Annotated in this window: 14 protein-coding genes and 3 pseudogenes; 5 read left to right on the plus strand and 12 right to left on the minus strand. The window is 72.5% G+C overall.

The window, feature by feature from the left end; genetic code table 11:
* Positions 1–190: 190 nt before the first annotated feature.
* The 5 genes and pseudogenes from ACWDVB_RS05930 to ACWDVB_RS05950 all read right to left on the minus strand — a co-directional run bounded on the left by ACWDVB_RS05930 (position 191) and on the right by ACWDVB_RS05950 (position 5,646).
* Positions 191–2,068 (minus strand): gamma-glutamyltransferase family protein, encoded by a 1,878-nt coding sequence (locus tag ACWDVB_RS05930; protein ID WP_451514104.1) that lies wholly within the window; start codon positions 2,066–2,068, stop codon positions 191–193.
* A gap of 142 nt (positions 2,069–2,210) precedes the next feature.
* The gene (locus ACWDVB_RS05935; protein ID WP_451514103.1) at positions 2,211–3,440 is read right to left on the minus strand and encodes an amidohydrolase; all 1,230 of its coding nucleotides are present in this window, start codon (positions 3,438–3,440) and stop codon (positions 2,211–2,213) included.
* A 130-nt stretch (positions 3,441–3,570) separates the two neighbouring features.
* Positions 3,571–3,852, minus strand: a pseudogene (locus tag ACWDVB_RS05940) (FAD-binding domain-containing protein); the annotation flags it as partial.
* Positions 3,797–4,024 carry a deoxyribodipyrimidine photo-lyase gene (locus ACWDVB_RS05945; RefSeq protein ID WP_451514102.1) on the minus strand — a complete coding sequence of 76 codons (228 nt, stop codon included), beginning with the start codon at positions 4,022–4,024 and terminating at the stop codon, positions 3,797–3,799. The gene ACWDVB_RS05945 and the pseudogene ACWDVB_RS05940, both read right to left, overlap by 56 nt.
* Positions 4,021–5,646 carry an SDR family oxidoreductase gene (locus ACWDVB_RS05950; protein ID WP_451514101.1) on the minus strand — a complete coding sequence of 542 codons (1,626 nt, stop codon included), beginning with the start codon at positions 5,644–5,646 and terminating at the stop codon, positions 4,021–4,023. The genes ACWDVB_RS05945 and ACWDVB_RS05950 overlap by 4 nt, the downstream gene beginning before the upstream one ends.
* A 163-nt stretch (positions 5,647–5,809) precedes the next feature.
* Between ACWDVB_RS05950 and ACWDVB_RS05955 the strand changes: the two genes are divergently transcribed.
* Positions 5,810–6,874 carry a lipoate--protein ligase family protein gene (locus ACWDVB_RS05955; protein ID WP_451514100.1) on the plus strand — a complete coding sequence of 355 codons (1,065 nt, stop codon included), beginning with the start codon at positions 5,810–5,812 and terminating at the stop codon, positions 6,872–6,874.
* A gap of 54 nt (positions 6,875–6,928) precedes the next feature.
* Here ACWDVB_RS05955 and ACWDVB_RS05960 read toward each other — a convergent pair whose 3' ends face one another.
* The 3 genes and pseudogenes from ACWDVB_RS05960 to ACWDVB_RS05970 all read right to left on the minus strand — a co-directional run.
* Positions 6,929–7,516 carry a DUF4232 domain-containing protein gene (locus ACWDVB_RS05960; RefSeq protein WP_451514099.1) on the minus strand — a complete coding sequence of 196 codons (588 nt, stop codon included), beginning with the start codon at positions 7,514–7,516 and terminating at the stop codon, positions 6,929–6,931.
* Between the two features lie 166 nt (positions 7,517–7,682).
* Positions 7,683–8,345, minus strand: a complete 663-nt coding sequence (locus ACWDVB_RS05965; protein WP_451514098.1) for a response regulator — start codon at positions 8,343–8,345, stop codon at positions 7,683–7,685.
* Positions 8,342–9,097: pseudogene (locus tag ACWDVB_RS05970) on the minus strand (sensor histidine kinase); the annotation flags it as partial. The gene ACWDVB_RS05965 and the pseudogene ACWDVB_RS05970, both read right to left, overlap by 4 nt.
* Positions 9,098–9,301: 204 nt before the next feature.
* On the opposite strand from ACWDVB_RS05970, the pseudogene ACWDVB_RS05975 reads away from it, so the two are divergent.
* Positions 9,302–10,021: pseudogene (locus tag ACWDVB_RS05975) on the plus strand (class I SAM-dependent methyltransferase); the annotation flags it as partial.
* Positions 10,022–10,151: 130 nt separating this feature from the next.
* Complete coding sequence (locus tag ACWDVB_RS05980) at positions 10,152–11,636, plus strand: NCS1 family nucleobase:cation symporter-1 (protein ID WP_451514097.1); 1,485 nt, start codon at positions 10,152–10,154, stop codon at positions 11,634–11,636.
* On the opposite strand, the gene ACWDVB_RS05985 is transcribed toward ACWDVB_RS05980, so the two are convergent.
* Together ACWDVB_RS05985 and ACWDVB_RS05990 are read right to left on the minus strand one after the other, a co-directional pair.
* Positions 11,615–12,790: an N-acetyltransferase family protein gene (locus ACWDVB_RS05985; RefSeq protein ID WP_451514096.1), complete on the minus strand. Its 1,176-nt coding sequence runs from the start codon at positions 12,788–12,790 to the stop codon at positions 11,615–11,617. The genes ACWDVB_RS05980 and ACWDVB_RS05985 overlap by 22 nt on opposite strands.
* Complete coding sequence (locus ACWDVB_RS05990; protein ID WP_451514095.1) at positions 12,787–14,034, minus strand: aminotransferase class I/II-fold pyridoxal phosphate-dependent enzyme; 1,248 nt, start codon at positions 14,032–14,034, stop codon at positions 12,787–12,789. The genes ACWDVB_RS05985 and ACWDVB_RS05990 overlap by 4 nt, the downstream gene beginning before the upstream one ends.
* Before the next feature lie 237 nt (positions 14,035–14,271).
* Here ACWDVB_RS05990 and ACWDVB_RS05995 point away from each other — a divergent pair, with 237 nt between their 5' ends.
* Both ACWDVB_RS05995 and ACWDVB_RS06000 read left to right on the plus strand, forming a co-directional pair.
* A complete protein-coding gene (locus ACWDVB_RS05995; protein ID WP_451514094.1) occupies positions 14,272–15,150 on the plus strand; it encodes a helix-turn-helix domain-containing protein in 879 nt (292 codons plus the stop codon).
* Between the two features lie 27 nt (positions 15,151–15,177).
* Positions 15,178–15,990 carry an alpha/beta fold hydrolase gene (locus ACWDVB_RS06000; protein WP_451514093.1) on the plus strand — a complete coding sequence of 271 codons (813 nt, stop codon included), beginning with the start codon at positions 15,178–15,180 and terminating at the stop codon, positions 15,988–15,990.
* Here ACWDVB_RS06000 and ACWDVB_RS06005 read toward each other — a convergent pair.
* Together ACWDVB_RS06005 and ACWDVB_RS06010 are read right to left on the minus strand one after the other, a co-directional pair.
* On the minus strand, positions 15,971–16,969 hold the full coding sequence (locus tag ACWDVB_RS06005; RefSeq protein WP_451514092.1) for a TIGR03842 family LLM class F420-dependent oxidoreductase: 999 nt from the start codon (positions 16,967–16,969) through the stop codon (positions 15,971–15,973). The two genes, ACWDVB_RS06000 and ACWDVB_RS06005, sit on opposite strands and share 20 nt — an antisense overlap.
* An 85-nt stretch (positions 16,970–17,054) precedes the next feature.
* A complete protein-coding gene (locus tag ACWDVB_RS06010; RefSeq protein WP_451514091.1) occupies positions 17,055–17,669 on the minus strand; it encodes a TetR/AcrR family transcriptional regulator in 615 nt (204 codons plus the stop codon).
* Positions 17,670–17,701: the final 32 nt, after the last annotated feature.

Below are 17,701 nucleotides of genomic sequence, written 5' to 3' on the forward strand. Positions count from 1 at the left end.
TGAACGGGACCTTGCCTCCCGCTGAACACGCGTCTCTGGCGGCGCGCCCGGAGCCATACCCTGCCCCGCCGCGAAGCGACGGGCCCTGCTCCTACGAGGCGATGGTGCTGCGGGGCAGACGGGCGGGCGGGTGGGAAACACCGGCCGCGAAGCGGCGGACCAGAACCCGCCCGAGGCGCCCCCGCCAGACTCAGCGGCCCACCGCATACCCCTGCATCCCCCGAGCATTCGCCGCCCCCGACAGCACCCCGCTCCCCGGATCCCGTGCCACCGCGCACAGCCGTCCCTCCGACCACGCGCCGCCCACCAGCACGTCGTGCCCCCTCCGCCGCAGCCCGGCCACCAGCTCCGGAGCCATCCGGGACTCCACCGTCACGCTTCCGGCCCGCATCCCACGCGGGTGGAACGACCCGGGAAAGCTGTCCGTGTGCCAGTTGGGCGCGTCGATCGCGCCCTGTAGGTCGAGGCCGCCCCGTACGGAGGCCCGCAAGGCCACCCCCAGGAAGAAGTGGACCTGCCACTGGTCCTGCTGGTCGCCCCCGGGTGTGCCGAAGGCCATGACAGGGACGCCGTCCTTCAGCGCCATCGACGGCGTCAACGTGGTCCGAGGCCGCCTGCCCGGCGTCAGCGAGTTCGGCAGCCCGTCCTCCAGCCACGCCATCTGAAGCCGCGTACCCAGCGGAAAGCCGAGTTCCGGCACGACGGGGTTGGACTGCAGCCACCCCCCGCTGGGCGTCGCGGAGAGCATGTTCCCCCAGCGGTCGACGACGTCGAGATGGCAGGTGTCGCCCCGCGTCCCCCCGTCCCCGGCCACGGTCGGCTCCCCGCTCCCGGGGGCCGAGCCAGAGCCTCCCGCCTCCCCGGCCTCCCCCGAAGCCACCGCGAGCGCATGCGCGGAGAGCCGCGGCCTCCGCCCGCCGGGCGAGCCGGGCCGCAGCTCGTACGAGGCCTTGTCCGCGATCAGCTGGCGCCGCAGCGCGTTGTACTCCTCCGAGAGCAGCTCCCGGACCGGCACACCGTCCGCGCCCCCGGCACCGGCGTCCCCAGCACCCGCGTCCCCGTACCAGGCCTCCCGATCCGCCATGGCGAGCTTGCAGCCCTCGACCAGGAGATGCACGTACTCCTCGGACCCGTACTCCGGAAGCTCCGCGACGTCCCGGGGCAACAGGGCGAGCTGTTGAAGGAAGGCGGGGCCCTGGCTCCAGGCCCCGGCCTTGCACAGGGTCCAGCCGTTCCAGTCGTACGTGACCGGGTCCTCGTAGGACGCGGACCAGCCCCGCAGATCCTCCGCCGAGAGCGTCCCGACGTGGCGCTCGCCGCTGGTGTCCATGGTGGGCCGCCCGGCCTGCCGCACGAGCGCCTCAGCTATGAAGCCGGCGCGCCACACCTCGCGCGCGGCATCGATCACCGCGGCCCGCGACCCCGCCCGCGCAGAAACCCCCGCCTCCGCCTCCGCCTCCGCCTCCGCTATGAGCCGCCTCCACGTCGCCGCGAGCGCCGGATTGCGGAACAGCTCACCGGTGCGGGGCGGTTCACCCCCGGCAGGGCCCCCACGGAGATAGATGTCGGCGGACGACGGCCACTCCTTCTCGAAGAGCTCCCGCACCGTCTCCACGGTCTCGCCGACGCGCTCGACGGGGGCGTGCCCGTCCTCCGCGTACCCGATGGCGTACTTGAGGACATCGGCGAGCGACTTCGTGCCGTGGTCCCGCAGCAGCAGCATCCACGCGTCGAAGGCGCCGGGCACGGCGGCGGCGAGCGGGCCGGTGCCGGGCACCAGTTCGAGCCCGAGGGAGCGGTAGTGGGCCACGGTGGCACCGGCGGGCGCGGGCCCCTGCCCGCAGAGCACGCGCACGTCGCCGCCCACGGGGGCGAGGATGATCGGGACCTCACCGGCGGGCCCGTTGAGATGGGGCTCGACCACGTGCAGGACGAAGCCCGCGGCGACCGCGGCGTCGAAGGCGTTGCCTCCGTCCTCCAGTACGGCCATCGCGGACTGGGAGGCGAGCCAGTGGGTGGACGACACCATGCCGAAGGTGCCCTGGAGAGTAGGGCGGGTGGTGAACATAGGGCCTCTCGCCTCGTTGTTTCCGCGCAAACGGCGGTCCAGCAGGTATCGGCACCCTGCTGCCGAGCTGCGACTGTGTCAACGCGCGGCGCGCTGGAGCGGTTCCTCACCACACGCCCCCCTGCTTCGAAGCCCCCTGGCGTTACAGCCCCGCCGCGGCCTTCCGCCGGAAGGCCGCCCACGCCTGCTCCGGCACGTCCTTCCGCAGGAGGACGTCGGCCGCGGTGCACGCCAGTGCCTGCGCCGCGGCCAGCATCACGTCCCGCCCGCGTGGCCCGGCGGCCGCCTGTGCGAACCGGGGTGTGTGGTCGGAGCCGTCGGAGCCCATGATGGCGACGAACGGATGGATCGCCGGCACGCGCGTGCTGACGTTGCCGATGTCCGATGAGCCCAGGTGGACGCCCGGCGCGGGCTCCGACAACCGGATGCCCGCCCGGCCCAGGTGGCGGGTGAACAGCCCGGACAGCACCTCGTTGTCACGGAAGTGCTCGTACCGGCCGCCCACGTCGGTCACCTCCGCCCTCGTACGGGTGGCGAGGGCGACGCCCTGCGCGCAGGAACGCAGCTCCTCCACCAGTTCCTCCAGCGCGGACGTAGTCCCTCCGCGCAGTCCGAACAGCCCTTCCGCGTACGCGGGGACGATGTTCGTGGCCCGGCCCCCGTCCGTGACGATGCCCTGGATGTGCGATCCGGTGGGCAGCCGCCTGTCGAGTACGCCGAGCGTGTTGAAGAGCTGGATCAGTGCCCCCAGCGCGTCGATCCCCTCCGTCGGATTGCCGGTCGGGTGCGCCGCCCGCCCGTGGAAACCCACCCGGACCTGTGCGCTGGCCGTCAGCGGCGCCCATGCCCAGTCGTAGACGCCCGGATGGAACATCAGCGCCGCGTCCACCCCGTCGAACAGGCCCGCCGCCACCTCCGTGACCTTGCCGCCGCCGCTCTCCTCCGCCGGTGTCCCGACGGCCAGCAGGGTCCCGTCGATCTCGCCGAGCGCGGCCCGCACGGCGAGTGCCGCGCCGAGGCCCGCCGACGCGATCAGGTTGTGGCCGCACGCGTGCCCGAGCAGCGGCAGCGCGTCGTACTCCATCAGCAGGGCGACGCGGGGCCCTTCGCCTTCGCCTGTCGAGGCCCCCGGGGTCTCCATGGCTCCCGTGCCCGTACGGGCGGCGAAGGCGGTCGGCAGCCCGGCCACCTCGCGCTCCACACGGAAACCCTCCCGTTCGAGCTCACCGGCCAGCAGGCGGGCCGCCCGATGCTCCTCGTAGGCGGTCTCCGGTTCCCGGTGCAGGGCGAGGCTCACGTCCCAGAGCCGGTCGGCGCGGGCGGCCACCTCCTGTCCGACGCGGGCGTAGACAGCATCCATGGTGTCGGGCATGTCGGCCTCCTCGGGCGTGGGCAGTCGCTGCGCATACGCACGTATTCCACCGAAAGCGGTGCGCGAAGCCCGCGCCGCGGTTGGGTCGCGCACCTGACCGCGCTGGTGGTCCACGTCCGGCCACAGGCGGTCAGTCGATCCCCCGGGCCCGTCTGAAACGGGCGAGTCCGTCGGAGAGTTCGACGAGCGGCTCGGGGTAGTCGTAGCGCGCCCTCTCCTCGGCCGGCAGCTTCCACGGCTCGTGGACCGCGGCGCCCCGCAGTTCGCCCAGCTCGGGCACCCAACGACGTACGTACGTACCGTCCCGGTCGTAACGCTTGCCCTGGAGTACGGGATTCAGCACCCGGTTGGGGCGGCTATCCGTGCCGGTGCCGGCCATCCACTGCCAGTTGAGCTGGTTGTTGGCGAGATCGACAGTCGGCGAGAAACGCCTCCCGGTTCGGCCCCGCGAACCCGATCCCGTCGATGACCCGGTCACGAACGAAGAGCGGCACCACGGCATCACCACACGCGAGCGCGGCGCGCAGCGGCGGATGGTCGTGCACGCGGAGATCGGAGGTGAACAGGACGACCGAGGTGATCATGGCGCCGCTCCTGTGGGACCGGGAGGGGGTCTGGTACCGGTGCCGGTGCCGGTGCCGGGGCTGCCGCCAGTCCCCGTGCCGCCCTCGCCCCGCCGCCCCGCCTCCCTGGCCGCCGCCTTGGCGATGTTGCGGGCCATTCCGCCGAACACCACCGCGTGGAACGGCGAGACGCTCCACCAGTACGCGTGGCCGAGCAGCCCGTGGGGGTGGAAGAGGGCGCGCTGGCGGTAGCGGGTGCGGCCCTCGGGGTCGCGGTCGGCGTGCATTTCCAGCCAGGCGAGGCCCGGCAGCCTCATTTCGGCCCGTAGCCGCAGGAGCCGGCCCGGATCGATCTCCTCGACCCGCCAGAAGTCGAGCGAGTCGCCGACCCTCAGCCGTGCCGCGTCCCGGCGGCCCCGCCGCAGGCCCACGCCGCCGACCGCGCGGTCGAGCCAGCCCCGCGCGGCCCAGGCCAGCGGGAAGGAGTACCAGCCGTTGTCGCCGCCGACCCCCTCGATGATCCGCCACAGGGCTTGCGGCGGGGCGTCGACGGTGATCCGGCGGTGGTCGGTGTAGAGGCTGCCGCCCGCCCAGTCGGGGTCGGTGGGCAGCGGGTCGCTCGGCGCGCCGGGCAGCGCCGCCGACGACCATCGGGTGACGACCTGCGCCTCCTTCACCCGCCGGAGCGCGAGCGCGAGCGCCTCGTCGAAGGGGATCGGGGCACCGGGCGGGTCGGGCACGTACCGCCCGATGTCGTGCTCATCGCAGACCACCTCGTTCCGCAGCGACTCCGCGAGGGGCCGGGCCAGCGAGCGGGGCACCGGGGTGACGAGGCCGATCCAGAGGCTGGAGAGCGCCGGGCTGAGCATCGGCACACGCACGATGAAACGGTGCGGCAGCCCGGCCACCACCGCGTACCGCCGCATCATCTGTTCGTACGTGACGACGTCGGGGCCGCCGATGTCGAAGGCACGGTTCACGTCGGGCGGCATGCGCGCGCTGCCGACGAGGTAGCGCAGGACGTCGCGTACGGCGATGGGCTGGATGCGGGTGTCGACCCAGCTCGGCGTGACCATGACGGGCAGCCGTTCCGTGAGGTACCGGAGCATCTCGAAGGAGGCGGAGCCGGAGCCGATGATGACGGCCGCGCGCAGCACGGTGGCCGGGACCTCCGCGCGCAGGAAGATCTCGCCGACCTCCGCCCTGGAGCGCAGGTGCGGCGAGAGTTCCTCGGGCGGTACGTCCGCGGGGGTGAGGCCGCCTAGGTAGACGACGCGCCGCACACCGGCGGCGCGGGCTTGTTCCGCGAAGGTCTCGGCCGCCTTGCGGTCGGTCTCCTCGAAGCGGGCGCCGGTGCCGAGGGCGTGCACCAGGTAGTACGCCACGTCGATGCCGCGCAGCGCCGCGGCCAGCGAGGGAGCGTCGGTGACGTCGCCTCGTACGACCTCGGTGCGGGGTGTCCAGGGGTGGTCGCGCAGCTTCTCCGGCGTGCGGGCCAGGCAGCGTACGCGGTATCCGGCGTCGAGGAGCTCGGGGACCAGACGGCCACCGATGTAGCCCGTCGCTCCCGTCACCAGGACGTGCGGGCCCGGCACCAGGACGTGCGGACCCGGCTCGTCGCCCGGCCCCGCGCGAACGCTCATCGCTTCCTCCACCTGCTCACCCTCGCGTCGCCCCGTCCCTCCTGCCTCATCTTCCGTCGGACCGGGCATTCCGGCACTCGGCTAGCGTGGGGATGATTGCGAGACAGTGAGCCGAGGGGCGTGACGCGCGTCCCGGGGGCTCGGAGCACTTGGAGGACGTACGGTGCACGGTGAGTACAAGATCCCCGGCGGCAAGCTCGTCGTGGTGGATCTGGACGTCGAGGGCGGCGAGCTGCGGCGCACGCGCGTGGCCGGCGACTTCTTCCTCGAACCGGACGAGGCGCTCGACGCGATCAACGGCGCGCTGGACGGCGCCCCCGCCGACACGGACGCCGCGGGCCTCGCCGCCCGCATCGAGGCGGCCCTCCCCGAAGGCACCGTGATGTACGGCCTGACGTCGGAGGGCATCGGCATCGCCGTGCGCCGCGCCCTGGCGCACGCGACGGACTGGACCGACTACGACTGGCAGCTCGTCCACGACGGGCCGCAGCAGCCCGCCCTGCACATGGCCCTGGACGAGGTGCTGACCCAGGAGGTCGCGGCGGGCCGGCGCCCGCCGACGCTGCGGGTGTGGGAGTGGGGCGCCCCTTCGGTGATCATCGGCAGCTTCCAGTCGCTGGCCAACGAGGTCGATCAGGAGGGCGCGGCCCGGCACGGGATCGATGTCGTGCGCCGCGTCTCGGGCGGCGGCGCGATGTTCGTGGAGCCGGGGAACACCATCACGTACTCCCTCTCCGTGCCCGACGCCCTCGTGCAGGGACTCTCCTTCCAGGACAGCTACGCCTATCTGGACGACTGGGTGCTCGGCGCTCTCGCCGACATGGGCATCAAGGCGTGGTACCAGCCGCTCAACGACATCGCGACGGAGGCGGGCAAGATCGCGGGCGCCGCGCAGAAGCGTGTGGTGGGGCCCGGTGGGGGCGCGGGCGCGGTCCTGCACCACGTGACGATGTCGTACGACATCGACGCCGACAAGATGCTCGAAGTGCTCCGCATCGGCAAGGAGAAACTCTCCGACAAGGGCACCAAGAGCGCCAAGAAGCGGGTGGACCCGTTGCGCCGCCAGACCGGTCTGCCGCGCGAGACCGTCATCGACCGCATGATCGATTCCTTCCGTTCCCGCTACGGCCTCACCCGGGGGAAGGTCACCGACGCCGAGCTGGCCCGGGCCCAGGAGCTCGTGCGCAGCAAGTTCGGCACCGCCGAATGGACGGCCCGGGTGCCCTGACGGACGGCGGACCGGGTGCCCTGACGGCGGCCCGGGTGCCCCGACGGGCGCAGGTCAGCCCTCGGGGCTGCGCTGCCAGGCGGTCGTGCCGAGCATGCCCGTCTCGCCGATGTCGAGGCCGCCCTCCGGTTCGATGGTCCGGCGCGGCGCGCCCTTGGCGGGGCCGATCTCCACGTAGACGCCGCTGCCCCGCTTGGTGGCCGCGTCCACGGCGGAGTACCGCCAGACCAGTGAGGTGTACGCGGACTCCCCCGGCCTCAGCCTGACGCGGCTGGGGCCCGGGTCGTCCATGGTGGTGACCGGCTCGGTCCCCTTGAGCACCGTCACGTCGAAGAGCTGCCGGTCGACGCCGCGTACCCGGATGTCCGGGTAGCCGTTGAGCTCGCGTACGCCCTTGCCGCAGTTGGTCAGCGTCACCGACATCGCGCGCAGCCCCATCGCGGCGGTCACCATGCCGGGGGACACGCTCAGCCCCGACTTCGGGCAAGGCGGCGCGGTCGGGGCCGGCGCGGTCGGGGCCAAGGTCGACGTGGTCGGGGCCGGGGTCGGCGCGGTCGGCTCGCGCTCCGGGTTCACCTCGCGGTCCAGTTCCGCGGAGAGCCCGCATCCGGACATGAGCAGGGCCGTCACCGTGAGCGTCACGGCGTGCGTGAGCGGCCTCGGCAGCGATGCCGCTCTCCGGCTCCGTCCCGGTTCTGGTCTCTGTCCCGGTCCCTGCCTCGGTATGACGGTCACGCAGGGATCATGTCACGGCCACGGACGACGCCCCTTTCGATCGATTCCGTCTCGGCCACGGCTACGGCTACGGCTACGCGGTCCGCGCTGTCACCAGGCCCGACTCGTAGGCGAACACGACCAGTTGGGCCCGGTCGCGCGCACCGAGTTTGACCATCGCGCGGCTCACATGCGTCTTCGCCGTGAACGGGCTGATGACCATGTGCGCGGCGATCTCCCCGTTCGTCAGCCCGCGAGCGACCAGGGCGGTCACCTCGCGCTCGCGGCGGGTGAGCCCTTCCAGGCCGGGCGCGGAGGCCCGGTCCGGCGGCCTGGCGACGAACTCGCCGATCAGCCAACGGGTCACCGAGGGCGACAGCAACGCCTCGCCGCGCGCGACGACTTCGATGCCCTGCAGCAGCTCGGCGGGCTCGGTGTCCTTGAGCAGGAAGCCGCTGGCCCCGGCGCGCAACGCGTCGAAGACGTACTCGTCGTGGCCGTAGTTGGTGAGGATCACGACGCGCACGGCCGCCAGGCGGGGTTCGGCGACGATCCTGCGGGTCGCCTCGATACCGCTCATCACGGGCATCTGTACGTCGATGAGGGCGACGTCGGGCACCTGCTCACGGACGACGGCGACTCCCTGCCCGCCGTCGGCGGCCTCCCCCACGACCTCGACGCCTTCCTCGGCGTCGAGCAGCGCGCGGAATCCGGCCCGCATCAACGCCTGATCGTCCACCAGCACGACGCGGATCACGCCCGCGCCCTCTCCCACTCGGCGCCCCGCTCGGCCTCCTGCTCGGTCTCCCGCTCGGTCTCCCGCCCGGTGCGGGCCTCGTCCCCGGCGGCGGCATCGGCATCCCCCGCCGGCCGCCGCCTCCCCACGCCGCCCTTGATCGGCAGTTCCGCCCGCACCGCGAACCCGCCGCCGTCCCGTGGCCCCGCCCACAGCCTGCCGCCCAGCGCGGAGACGCGCTCCCGCTTGCCTGTGAGGCCGGTGCCCTCCACCGGCGGATGCCCGGGGGCGGCCGTTCCGTCGTCCTCCACCCGGAGAGCCAACTGCCGTTCGCCGTAGTCGAGTCGGACGCTCACCAGGGCAGGCCCGCCCGCATGGCGCGCGGCGTTGGTCAACGCCTCCTGCACGATGCGGTACGCGGCACGGTCGAGCGCGGGCGACAGGGGCCGCTCGCGCCCGGTCACCGTCAGCTCGACGGCGAGCCCCGCGGCGCGGGCCCGCTCCACGAGCAGCGCGGGGCTGCCGGTGGGCTCGTCGGTGCGCAACACGCCCAACGTGGCCCGTAGTTCGCGCATGGCCTCGCCGCTGGCCTCCTGAATGGCGAGCAGCGCGGGCGGTATCTCCTCGCCCCGCTTGCGCGCCAGGTGCACGGCGACGCCCGCCTGCAGCTTGACGATCGAGATGCTGTGCGTGAGCGAGTCGTGCAGTTCGCGGGCGATCCGCAGCCGCTCCTCACCCGCTCTGCGCAGCGCCGCCTCCTCCCGGGTCCGCTGACAACGGCCTCCCTCCCGTGGACCGCTCCCTCGCTACTCCCCCGGTAGTAGCGCCGCCGCCCGGCGCCCCCGGTGGCGTAGCCCCAACTCCCTTCCCCCGTACGACGCCCGCCGTGCCCGGAACGGCGAGCATCGGCACCTCCAGCACCCGTGATCCGAAGGAGCCCGCAGTGAACGCACGCCCCAACGCCCGTCGGCTGCGGCGCGGGCGCCCTCACGCGGACGGCGGCACGCCTGGCGGGCCGGGGCCACGCGGTCGGCGTGGACATCTCGGCCCCGCTGCTCGAACGGGCCCGCGACCGCACCGCGTCCGAAGGCGTCGCGAACGTCACGTACGAAAGGGCGGACACCCAGACGCACCCTTTTCCGGCGGCCGGGTACGACGTGGCGATCAGCCGGGGCGGGGTGATGTTCTTCGCCGACCACGCCGCGGCGTTCGGCAACATCGCGCGCGCCCTGCGCCCCGGCGGCCGCCTCGCGTTCGCCTGCCCGCAGCCCGTCGGGTCCGGCGGTGAGGAGGCACAGGCGTTCGGGCACCTCGCGGAACTGCTCGCCGACAGCGGCGGCGGAGGTCGCGAAGGTGACGAACGCCTCGGCGACGACAGTCCCGAGGCCGCCTACCGGGCCGACGCCCATACCGCGATGGCCTCCCTCTCCGACCCGGACCGCGTCCACCAGGCCCTCGACGCCTGCAACGCCTTCGACGACGTGACGGTGACCTCCCTGTCCATCAAGACGTACTGGGGCGAAAGCCCTGCCGACGCCGTCGACTTCGTACTCTCCCGCCCGCCGGGCCACACGGTCCCCGCGGACAAGCGAGCCGCCCTGGAGGACATCTTCCGCCCCTACGCGACCGACGCCGGGGTACGGATGCGGGGCGCGGTCTGGCTGGTGACGGCGGTGCGTCCGAACCCGGCGCGCTGAGGGGGCGAAATCGGCCGCCGCCCGCCCACTCCCCCACAGGGCCGCGGGGTTGTACAGTCCATCCACTCCGCGTGAGATCGTCGGCACCCGCACAGCGCGCCCTGCCCCTGTCACGAACGGCGGCCTGCCCATGAACGACGCCTGCCCTCCTCCCGCGGAGAACCTCACCGCGACAGCCGATCCCCGTTTCACCAACGAGGACCTGCTGCCCGTCCCCCCTGAGCGGCGCACCTGGGGGGTGTACAACTACGCCGCTCTGTGGGTGGGCATGGCCCACAACATCCCGTCCTGGACGCTCGCTTCGGGCCTCGTCGCCCTCGGGATGGACTGGAAGCAGGCCGTGCTCGTGATCGCGCTGGCCAATGTGATCGTGCTGCTGCCGATGCTTCTGACCGGGCACGCGGGGCCGAAGTACGGCATCCCCTTCCCCGTGCTCGCCCGCGCCTCGTTCGGGCTGCGCGGCGCCAACCTCCCGGCGCTGATCCGGGCGGCGGTGGCGTGCTGCTGGTTCGGCATCCAGACCTGGATCGGCGGCCAGGGGATCTTCCTGCTCATGGGCAAGATCTTCGGCGGCTGGGCGGAGGTCTCGCAGGTCGGCGGTTATCCGTGGACGCTGTGGCTCTGCTTCGTGGTCTTCTGGGTGTTCGAACTCGCCATCATCTACCGGGGGATGGAGGCCCTGCGGCGGTTCGAGAACTGGGCGGCGCCGTTCGTGATGGTCGGCGCGGTGGTGCTGCTCGTGTGGATGGCGACGGAGGCGGGCGGGTTCGGTCCGCTGCTGGACCAGCCGTCCGAGCTGGGCTGGGGCGCGGACTTCTGGCGCGTCTTCTTCCCCTCCCTCATGGGGATGATCGGCTTCTGGTCCACGCTCTCGCTCAACATCCCCGACTTCACCCGCTTCGGTAAGGGGCAGCGCGCGCAGGTGTGGGGGCAGACGCTCGGCCTGCCGACCACGATGACCGCCTTCGCCCTTCTGTCGGTCCTGGTGACCTCGGGTTCGCAGGTGGTTTACGGCGCGGCGATCTGGGACCCGGTGGAGCTCGCGGCGAAGACGGACAACGTCTTCGGTCTGCTCTTCGCCCTGGTCACCGTGCTGGTCGCGACCATCTCGGTGAACATCGCCGCGAACGTGGTCTCACCCGCGTACGACCTGTCGAACCTCGCCCCGAAGCTCATCGACTTCCGTGCGGGGGCGCTGATCACGGGCGTGGTCGGCGTGCTCGTCATGCCGTGGAAGCTGACCGCGACCCCGGAGCTGTACATCTTCACCTGGCTCGGCGTGGTCGGCGGGCTGCTCGGCACGGTGGCGGGCGTGATGATCGCCGACTACTGGATCGTACGCCGCACCGTCCTGGACCTCCCGGACCTGTACCGACCCCACGGACGCTACTGGTACACGGCGGGCTGGAACTGGCGGGCCCTGCTCGCCTTCGCCGTCGGCGGAACGCTCGCGGTGGGCGGCTCGCACTCCGCACCGGGAAAGGGGCCGTTCCCCGCGGACGGCCTGATCCCCGCACTGGAGCCGCTTGCCGACTACGGGTGGGCGGTCGGGCTCCTCGTCGCCCTGGGGTTGTACTGCCTGACCAGTGTGGCTCACCGGGATCGGCGCTCGTAGAGCCGGTGGGTGCGGAAGTGGACACCGCCGACGGCTCTGGCGGCGCCGTTGGACGCGCGGTTGTCCTCCAGGACCCAGGAGAGCTCCCTTTCGGTGTAGCCGAGGCGGTACGCGGCGCGGAGGCTCTCCGTGAGCAGCGCGTAGGCCATGCCGCTGCCGCGATACTCCTGCTTGATGCCGAGGGCTACGAGACGGGCCCGGTCGACCGTGCGCAGGGCCCTTCTGAACCGGAGCAGTCCGAGGGGCAGGCCGTACGAGGTGAGACGGCCGCGGGCGGCGCGCAGCGCCTGGTTGATGTCGGGGAGCCAGAGCACGAAGGCGACGGGTTCGTTCTCGACTTCGGCGATCTGGAGAAGCTCTGCGGGAAGGAAGGGCCGCAACTCCCGCACCCAGTGCGCGAATTCGCTGTCGGTCAGGGGGATGGAGGCGTAGTTCTCGGCCCAGGCGTCGTTGTAGATGCTTCTGACGACGGCCATGTCGGCTTCGAAACGCGCCGGGTCCATGGGTCTGATCCGCGTTCCCGGTGTGCGCAGGACCTGTTCGGCGGTGCGCCCTACGGCCGCCGGGGGTTCGCCGTCGCAGGACATCGGCACCCGGTACGAGAGCAGGTCCATGGCCTTGACGAAGCCGCATCCCTCCAGCAGGGCGGAGTAGTAGGGCCGGTTGTACGGCATGAGGACGGTGGGCGGCCCGTCGAAGCCGTCCACCAGTACACCGCATTCGTCATTGGTGGAGAAGCTCAGCGGCCCGAGCATCCGGTCGAGACCCCGCTCGGCCAGCCAGCCCGCCGCCGCGTCGAGGAGCGCGGCGGCCGCCTCCGTGTCGTCGGCACACTCGAAGAGGCCGAAGTGACCGCACCGGGCGTCATGGCGCGACTGGAACCGCGGGTCGATGACGGCGGCGATCCTGCCCACGGGGGTGCGCCCGCGCCGGGCCAGGAAGAGCCGGACGGCGCCCGTCTCGAAGAACGGGTTGCTGCCCGGATCGAGGAAGGCTCGCCGTTCCCGTTCCAGCGGGGCGACCCAGTGCGGGTCGTCGCGGTAGACGGCGTAGGGCAGGCGGATGAAGGCGGTGGTGTCCGCGCGGCCCCGTACGGGGGTGACGGTGACGGGCGCGACGGTGGCGGGCGTGACGGTGACGGCCGTACTGCTCATCGGCCACGCTCCGGAGTCTGTGCCCGGGTCACCGCGGCGGGTCCGGGGATCAGGCCGAGCCTGCGCCCGGCGGTGGCGAAGGCGTCGATGATGCGGTCGATGTGCTGATCGGTGTGGCACGCCTGCAGGGCCGTCCGGATCACGCACTCGCCCTCGGGGACCGCGGGAGCGCTGACCGCGTTGGTGAGAACGCCCTCGTCCAGAAGCGCGTTCCACATCGGCGCGCACCTCTCCGCCTCGCCGATCCGCACCGGGACGACGGGTGTGACCGACCGCCCGGTGTCGTACCCCAGGGCGCTCAGCCCCTTGTTCAGTCTCTCGCCCAGCTCAAGGACGCGTGACCGCCGCCACGGTTCGGACTCGATGATGTCGAGGGCGGCGAGGCCCGCGCCCAGCGCGGCCGGGGGCATCGACGCGGAGAACGTGATCGAGCGCGCCGCGTACCGCAGATACTCGATGACGTGCGCGGGGCCCGCGACGATGCCGCCGGTGGAGCCGAAGCACTTGGAGAGGGTGCCGGTGTGCAGGTCGATCGCGTCCGGCACGCCGAAGTGTTCGCCCACGCCGCGCCCACCGGCCCCGATCAGCCCGATGTCGTGGGCGCCGTCGACGACGAGCCGGGCCCGGTAACGGCGTGCCAGCGCCGTGAGTTCCGGCAGCGGGCACAGGTCGCCCTCCATGGAGAACATGCCGTCCGTGACGATCACCTTGGCCGCCTCGGGGGTCGCCGCGTCCGCCGCCGCAAGCCGCTCGGCCAGATGTGCCGCGTCAGCATGCCGGTACGGGAAGCGGCGGGCGCCTCCGAGCCGGATGCCCTCGACCAGCGAGGCGTGGTTGGCGGTGTCGCTGAAGACGATGGCGCCCCTGCCCAGGAGCGCCGAGACGGCCAGATTCGCCTGGAATCCCGTCGTCACCACGGCGGCCGCCTCGGTGCCGAGAAACGCGGCGAGCCGCTCTTCCAGCTCCACGTGTATCGGCAGGGTGCCGTTCATGACCCGCGAGCCCGAGCAGGAGGAACCATACTTCTGGACCGCTCGCGCCGCGGCGCCGGTCACCCGGGGATCGGTGGACAGACCCAGATAGTCGTTGGAGCCCGCCTGGACGACGACCCTTCCTTCCACCACCACCTCCCCGCACTCCGCTGCCGGGTGCATGGGCCGGTAGAAGGGACGGTCTCCGCTTCTCACCATGGTCAGAACGGATGCGGGAATCGACTCCTGGTCCCTGTCGAAGATGTCCGCCATAGAGCTCACAGTCTCCCTTGCGCGCGTCGGTGCAGCCGGCTCGGGTGAGCAGCTCACCGGTGAGGGCGTCACCGGCACAACGTCACGGACGATGAAGGGACACGCACCCGCGGAACGCTTCAGCGGCCAGGACCACCCCGTCGGACCCGAGATCGAGCGGGCGTACGAAAGTCGCGTCACGCGCTGCGAACACCTGCCCAGAATCGTGGCAGGCGTACGCCCGGTAGCCTGAACCGTATGGAATCGGACCCGCATGACTCCGGCCGACTGCCCGGTTGGGAGGTCGTCCGCCCGCGCGGGGGCACGCCGTTCGACGGTGTGGCGGTGGCCGGGTTCCGCGACCGGGACGCGGTCGGCCTCGACGCGCGGGTGCTGCCCCAGCCGGCCGTGACGGTCGTGTTCGAACTCGGGGACGACGACATCGTCGTGGAACGGGCCGCCGGAAGGCGGGCGTTGCGCAGTCTCGTCGCCGGTATGTCGCCCGGTGCCGCCCGCATCCGGGGGCGGCACGTCGACTGTGTCGAGGTCCGCCTGTCGCCCGTCGTGGCGTACGCGTCGCTGGGCATCGCCCCGTCCGAGCGCGAGGGGGAAGGCGTGACCGACCTGGGGGATTTATGGGGGCGTCGGCTGGGCGTCCTGCACGAGCGGTTGGTGGCCGCGCCGGGATGGGACGGGCGCTTCGCCGTCCTTGAGGCGTTCCTCGCCGAGCGGATCGGATCGGGGCCGCGGATGGACGCGGAGGTCGCGGCCGCCTGGCGGCAGATCGTCGCGCGGCGGGGGCAGGTGCGCGTCAACGACCTCGCGGCGTCCTGCGGTTGGAGCCGCAAGCGGCTGTGGTCCAGGTTCGGCGCCCAGATCGGGATGACGCCGAAGCGTGCCGCGATGCTCGTCCGCTTCGACCGGGCCGTGCGCGGCCTCTCGGCGGGCCGGGACGCCGCCGAGACCGCGGTGGCGTGCGGCTACGCCGACCAGTCCCATCTGCACCGCGACCTGCGGGAGTTCGCGGGGTGCACACCGGGAGCGCTACGAGCACTGGGCGCGTCGGCAGGCGAACAGTTCGGCGGCGAACAGCTCAGCGGGGAACAGCTCGGCTGGGAACATTCGTCCAAGACGTGAACCCCCGGCGCCGGTGAGGGTCAGGGCATGTGGAGCCATGACCCGACAGACATCACCGAGAGCGGCCCCGCGGACGCTCCCACCCTCGTCCTGATCCACGGCCTCGCCGGTTCGACGGCCTGGTGGGACGCCGTGGTCCCTGAGCTGGCACGGGCCCACCGCGTCATCCGCCTCGACCTCCCCGGGCACGGCAGGTCGGCGCGGCCGTCCCGAGGCGGTTACGACATCCCGGCCCAGGCCCGTCGGGTCGCCGCAGCCCTGGACGGACTCGGCGTACAGCGGGCCGCCGTGGCCGGGCACTCGACGGGCGGCCTGGTGGGCACGGCGCTGGCCGAGCAACGACCGGACCTGGTGGGTGCGTTGGCGCTCATCAACACCGGTCCGAGCCCCGACGCGCGCCTGCCGGAGCCCTGGCCGGGGCGCCTCGTCACGGTGCCCGTGCTCGGCCGGTGGGTGTGGCGCATGCGGAACGACACCACGATCCGGCGGGGCCTGGACACCGCCGTCGGCCCGGAGACCACCCTCCCCGACCGGGTCGTCATGGACGTGCGCGGCATGACCTACCTCGCGGTCACCGCGACCTCACGGGAGTCCCTCACCTACCTGAGCGAGCGCGAACTGCCGTCCCGGCTGTCCCAGTTGGACATACCCGTCCTGGTCATCTTCGGGAGCCAGGACCGCCGGTGGCGTCCTTCGTCCGCCGATCGCTACCGCGTCGTACCGGGGCTGCGGCTCGAACTCCTCCCCGGCGTCGGCCACACGCCGATGCTCGAAGCGCCCGGGCGCACCGCGGAGCTGCTGCTCGCGTTCACCTCGCCGCTCAGGCAAGCTCCGGGATGACGGAGGTTCCGTACGCGTCGATGACGTCCTCCCGGGCGTCGTGCATCGCGTACACGGCGAACTGGTCGACGCCCAACTCCCGTAGCTCCTTGAGCCGTTCGAGGTGCGTTTCGACGGGGCCGAGGAGACAGAACCGGTCGACGATCTCGTCGGGCACGAAGGCGGTGTCGGGGTTCCCGGCCCGCCCGTGGTGGCTGTAGTCGTAGCCCTCGCGCGCCTTGACGTACGCGGTGAGGGCCTGCGGCACCACCGACGACCGCTCGCCGTACCGGGCGACGAGATCGGCGACGTGGTTGCCGACCATGCCGCCGAACCACCGGCACTGCTCGCGGGCGTGCGCGAGGTCGTCGCCGACGTACGCGGGCGCGGCCACGCAGATCCTCACGTCGGCCGGGTCGCGCCCCGCCGCGGCGGCCGCGTCCCGTACGGCCTTCACCATGTACTCGGTCAGATAGGGGTCGGCGAGCTGCAGGATGAAGCCGTCCGCCCGCTGCCCGGCGAGCGCGAGCGCCTTCGGGCCGTACGCCGCCATCCACACCGGCAGCTTCCCGTCCCGCACCCACGGCAGCCGCAGCCGCCGCCCGTCGATGTCCGCCTCGCGCCCCTCGGCGAGGTCACGGATGACGTCGATGGCCTCGCCGAGCCGGGCCAGCGTGTGGGGTCTGCGGCCCGCGACGCGCATCGCGGAGTCGCCGCGCCCGATGCCGCAGACGGTGCGGTTGCCGTACATGTCGTTGAGCGTGGCGAAGGTGGAGGCGGTGACCTCCCAGGTCCTGGTGCCCGGGTTGGTGACCATGGGGCCCACCGTCAGCCGCGTGGTGTGTTCGAGGATGCGGCTGTAGATGACGAACGGCTCCTGCCACAGGACCGCGGAGTCGAAGGTCCAGCCGTAGCGGAAGCCGTTGCGCTCCGCGCGCCGCATGAGTCCGACGACCGCCGACGCGGGCGGATCGGTCTGCAGCACAAGTCCGAAATCCACAGCGGGACCTCCTGGTCTCGAAGGTGATCCGAGAAGGGACAATCGTGGACTTCCCCTTGGTCCTTGGCAAGAGGACCGTGCCGCGTCAGACGCCGTGCGCGGGGGCGGGGGCGGGGGCGAGCGCGGACAGGTAGTCGTCGAGGAGTTCGACCTGGCGCTGCGGCGGGAACGCCGGGGCGTCGAGCAGGGCCTGCACCACGAGGCCGAGCACGAAGGCCTGGGCGCCGGCGGCGATGCGTACCGGGTCTCCGGGCGTCAACTCGCCGAGCCGCTGGGCCCGCTCCACCAGGTCGCGCAGCCTGTCGCGGCTCTGCGCGTACCTGCGCGCGTGGTCGGCGCTCAGTTCGGGGTCGGCGAGCGCGGTGTCCCAGGAGGAGACCCAGATGCGGTTGCTGTCGGTGGCCTCTTCCGTCAGCGGCAGGACGTCGAGGAGCGCGGCCCGTACGGCGGACATGCCCTGCCCCGCGGTCGCGGTGCGCCGGGGGCGGGCGGCGGTGCGCCGCTCCAGCAGGTCGAGGGCGTAGGCGACGAGGTCGCGCTTGGTGCGGAAGTAGTGGGTGAGCAGGCCGGTGGTGGCGCCGAGTTCGGTGGCGACGGCGCGCATCGTCAGCCCGCCGAAGCCGTGCGCGGCCAGCACCCGCCAGACCGCCTCGGAGACGTCGCGGCGGCGGGCCTCGTGATCGCCCTTGGTCCGTGGCATGCTGCTACGGTACATAACCGTAACGCTTGTTG

This window comes from Streptomyces sp. NPDC003379 (assembly GCF_053589195.1).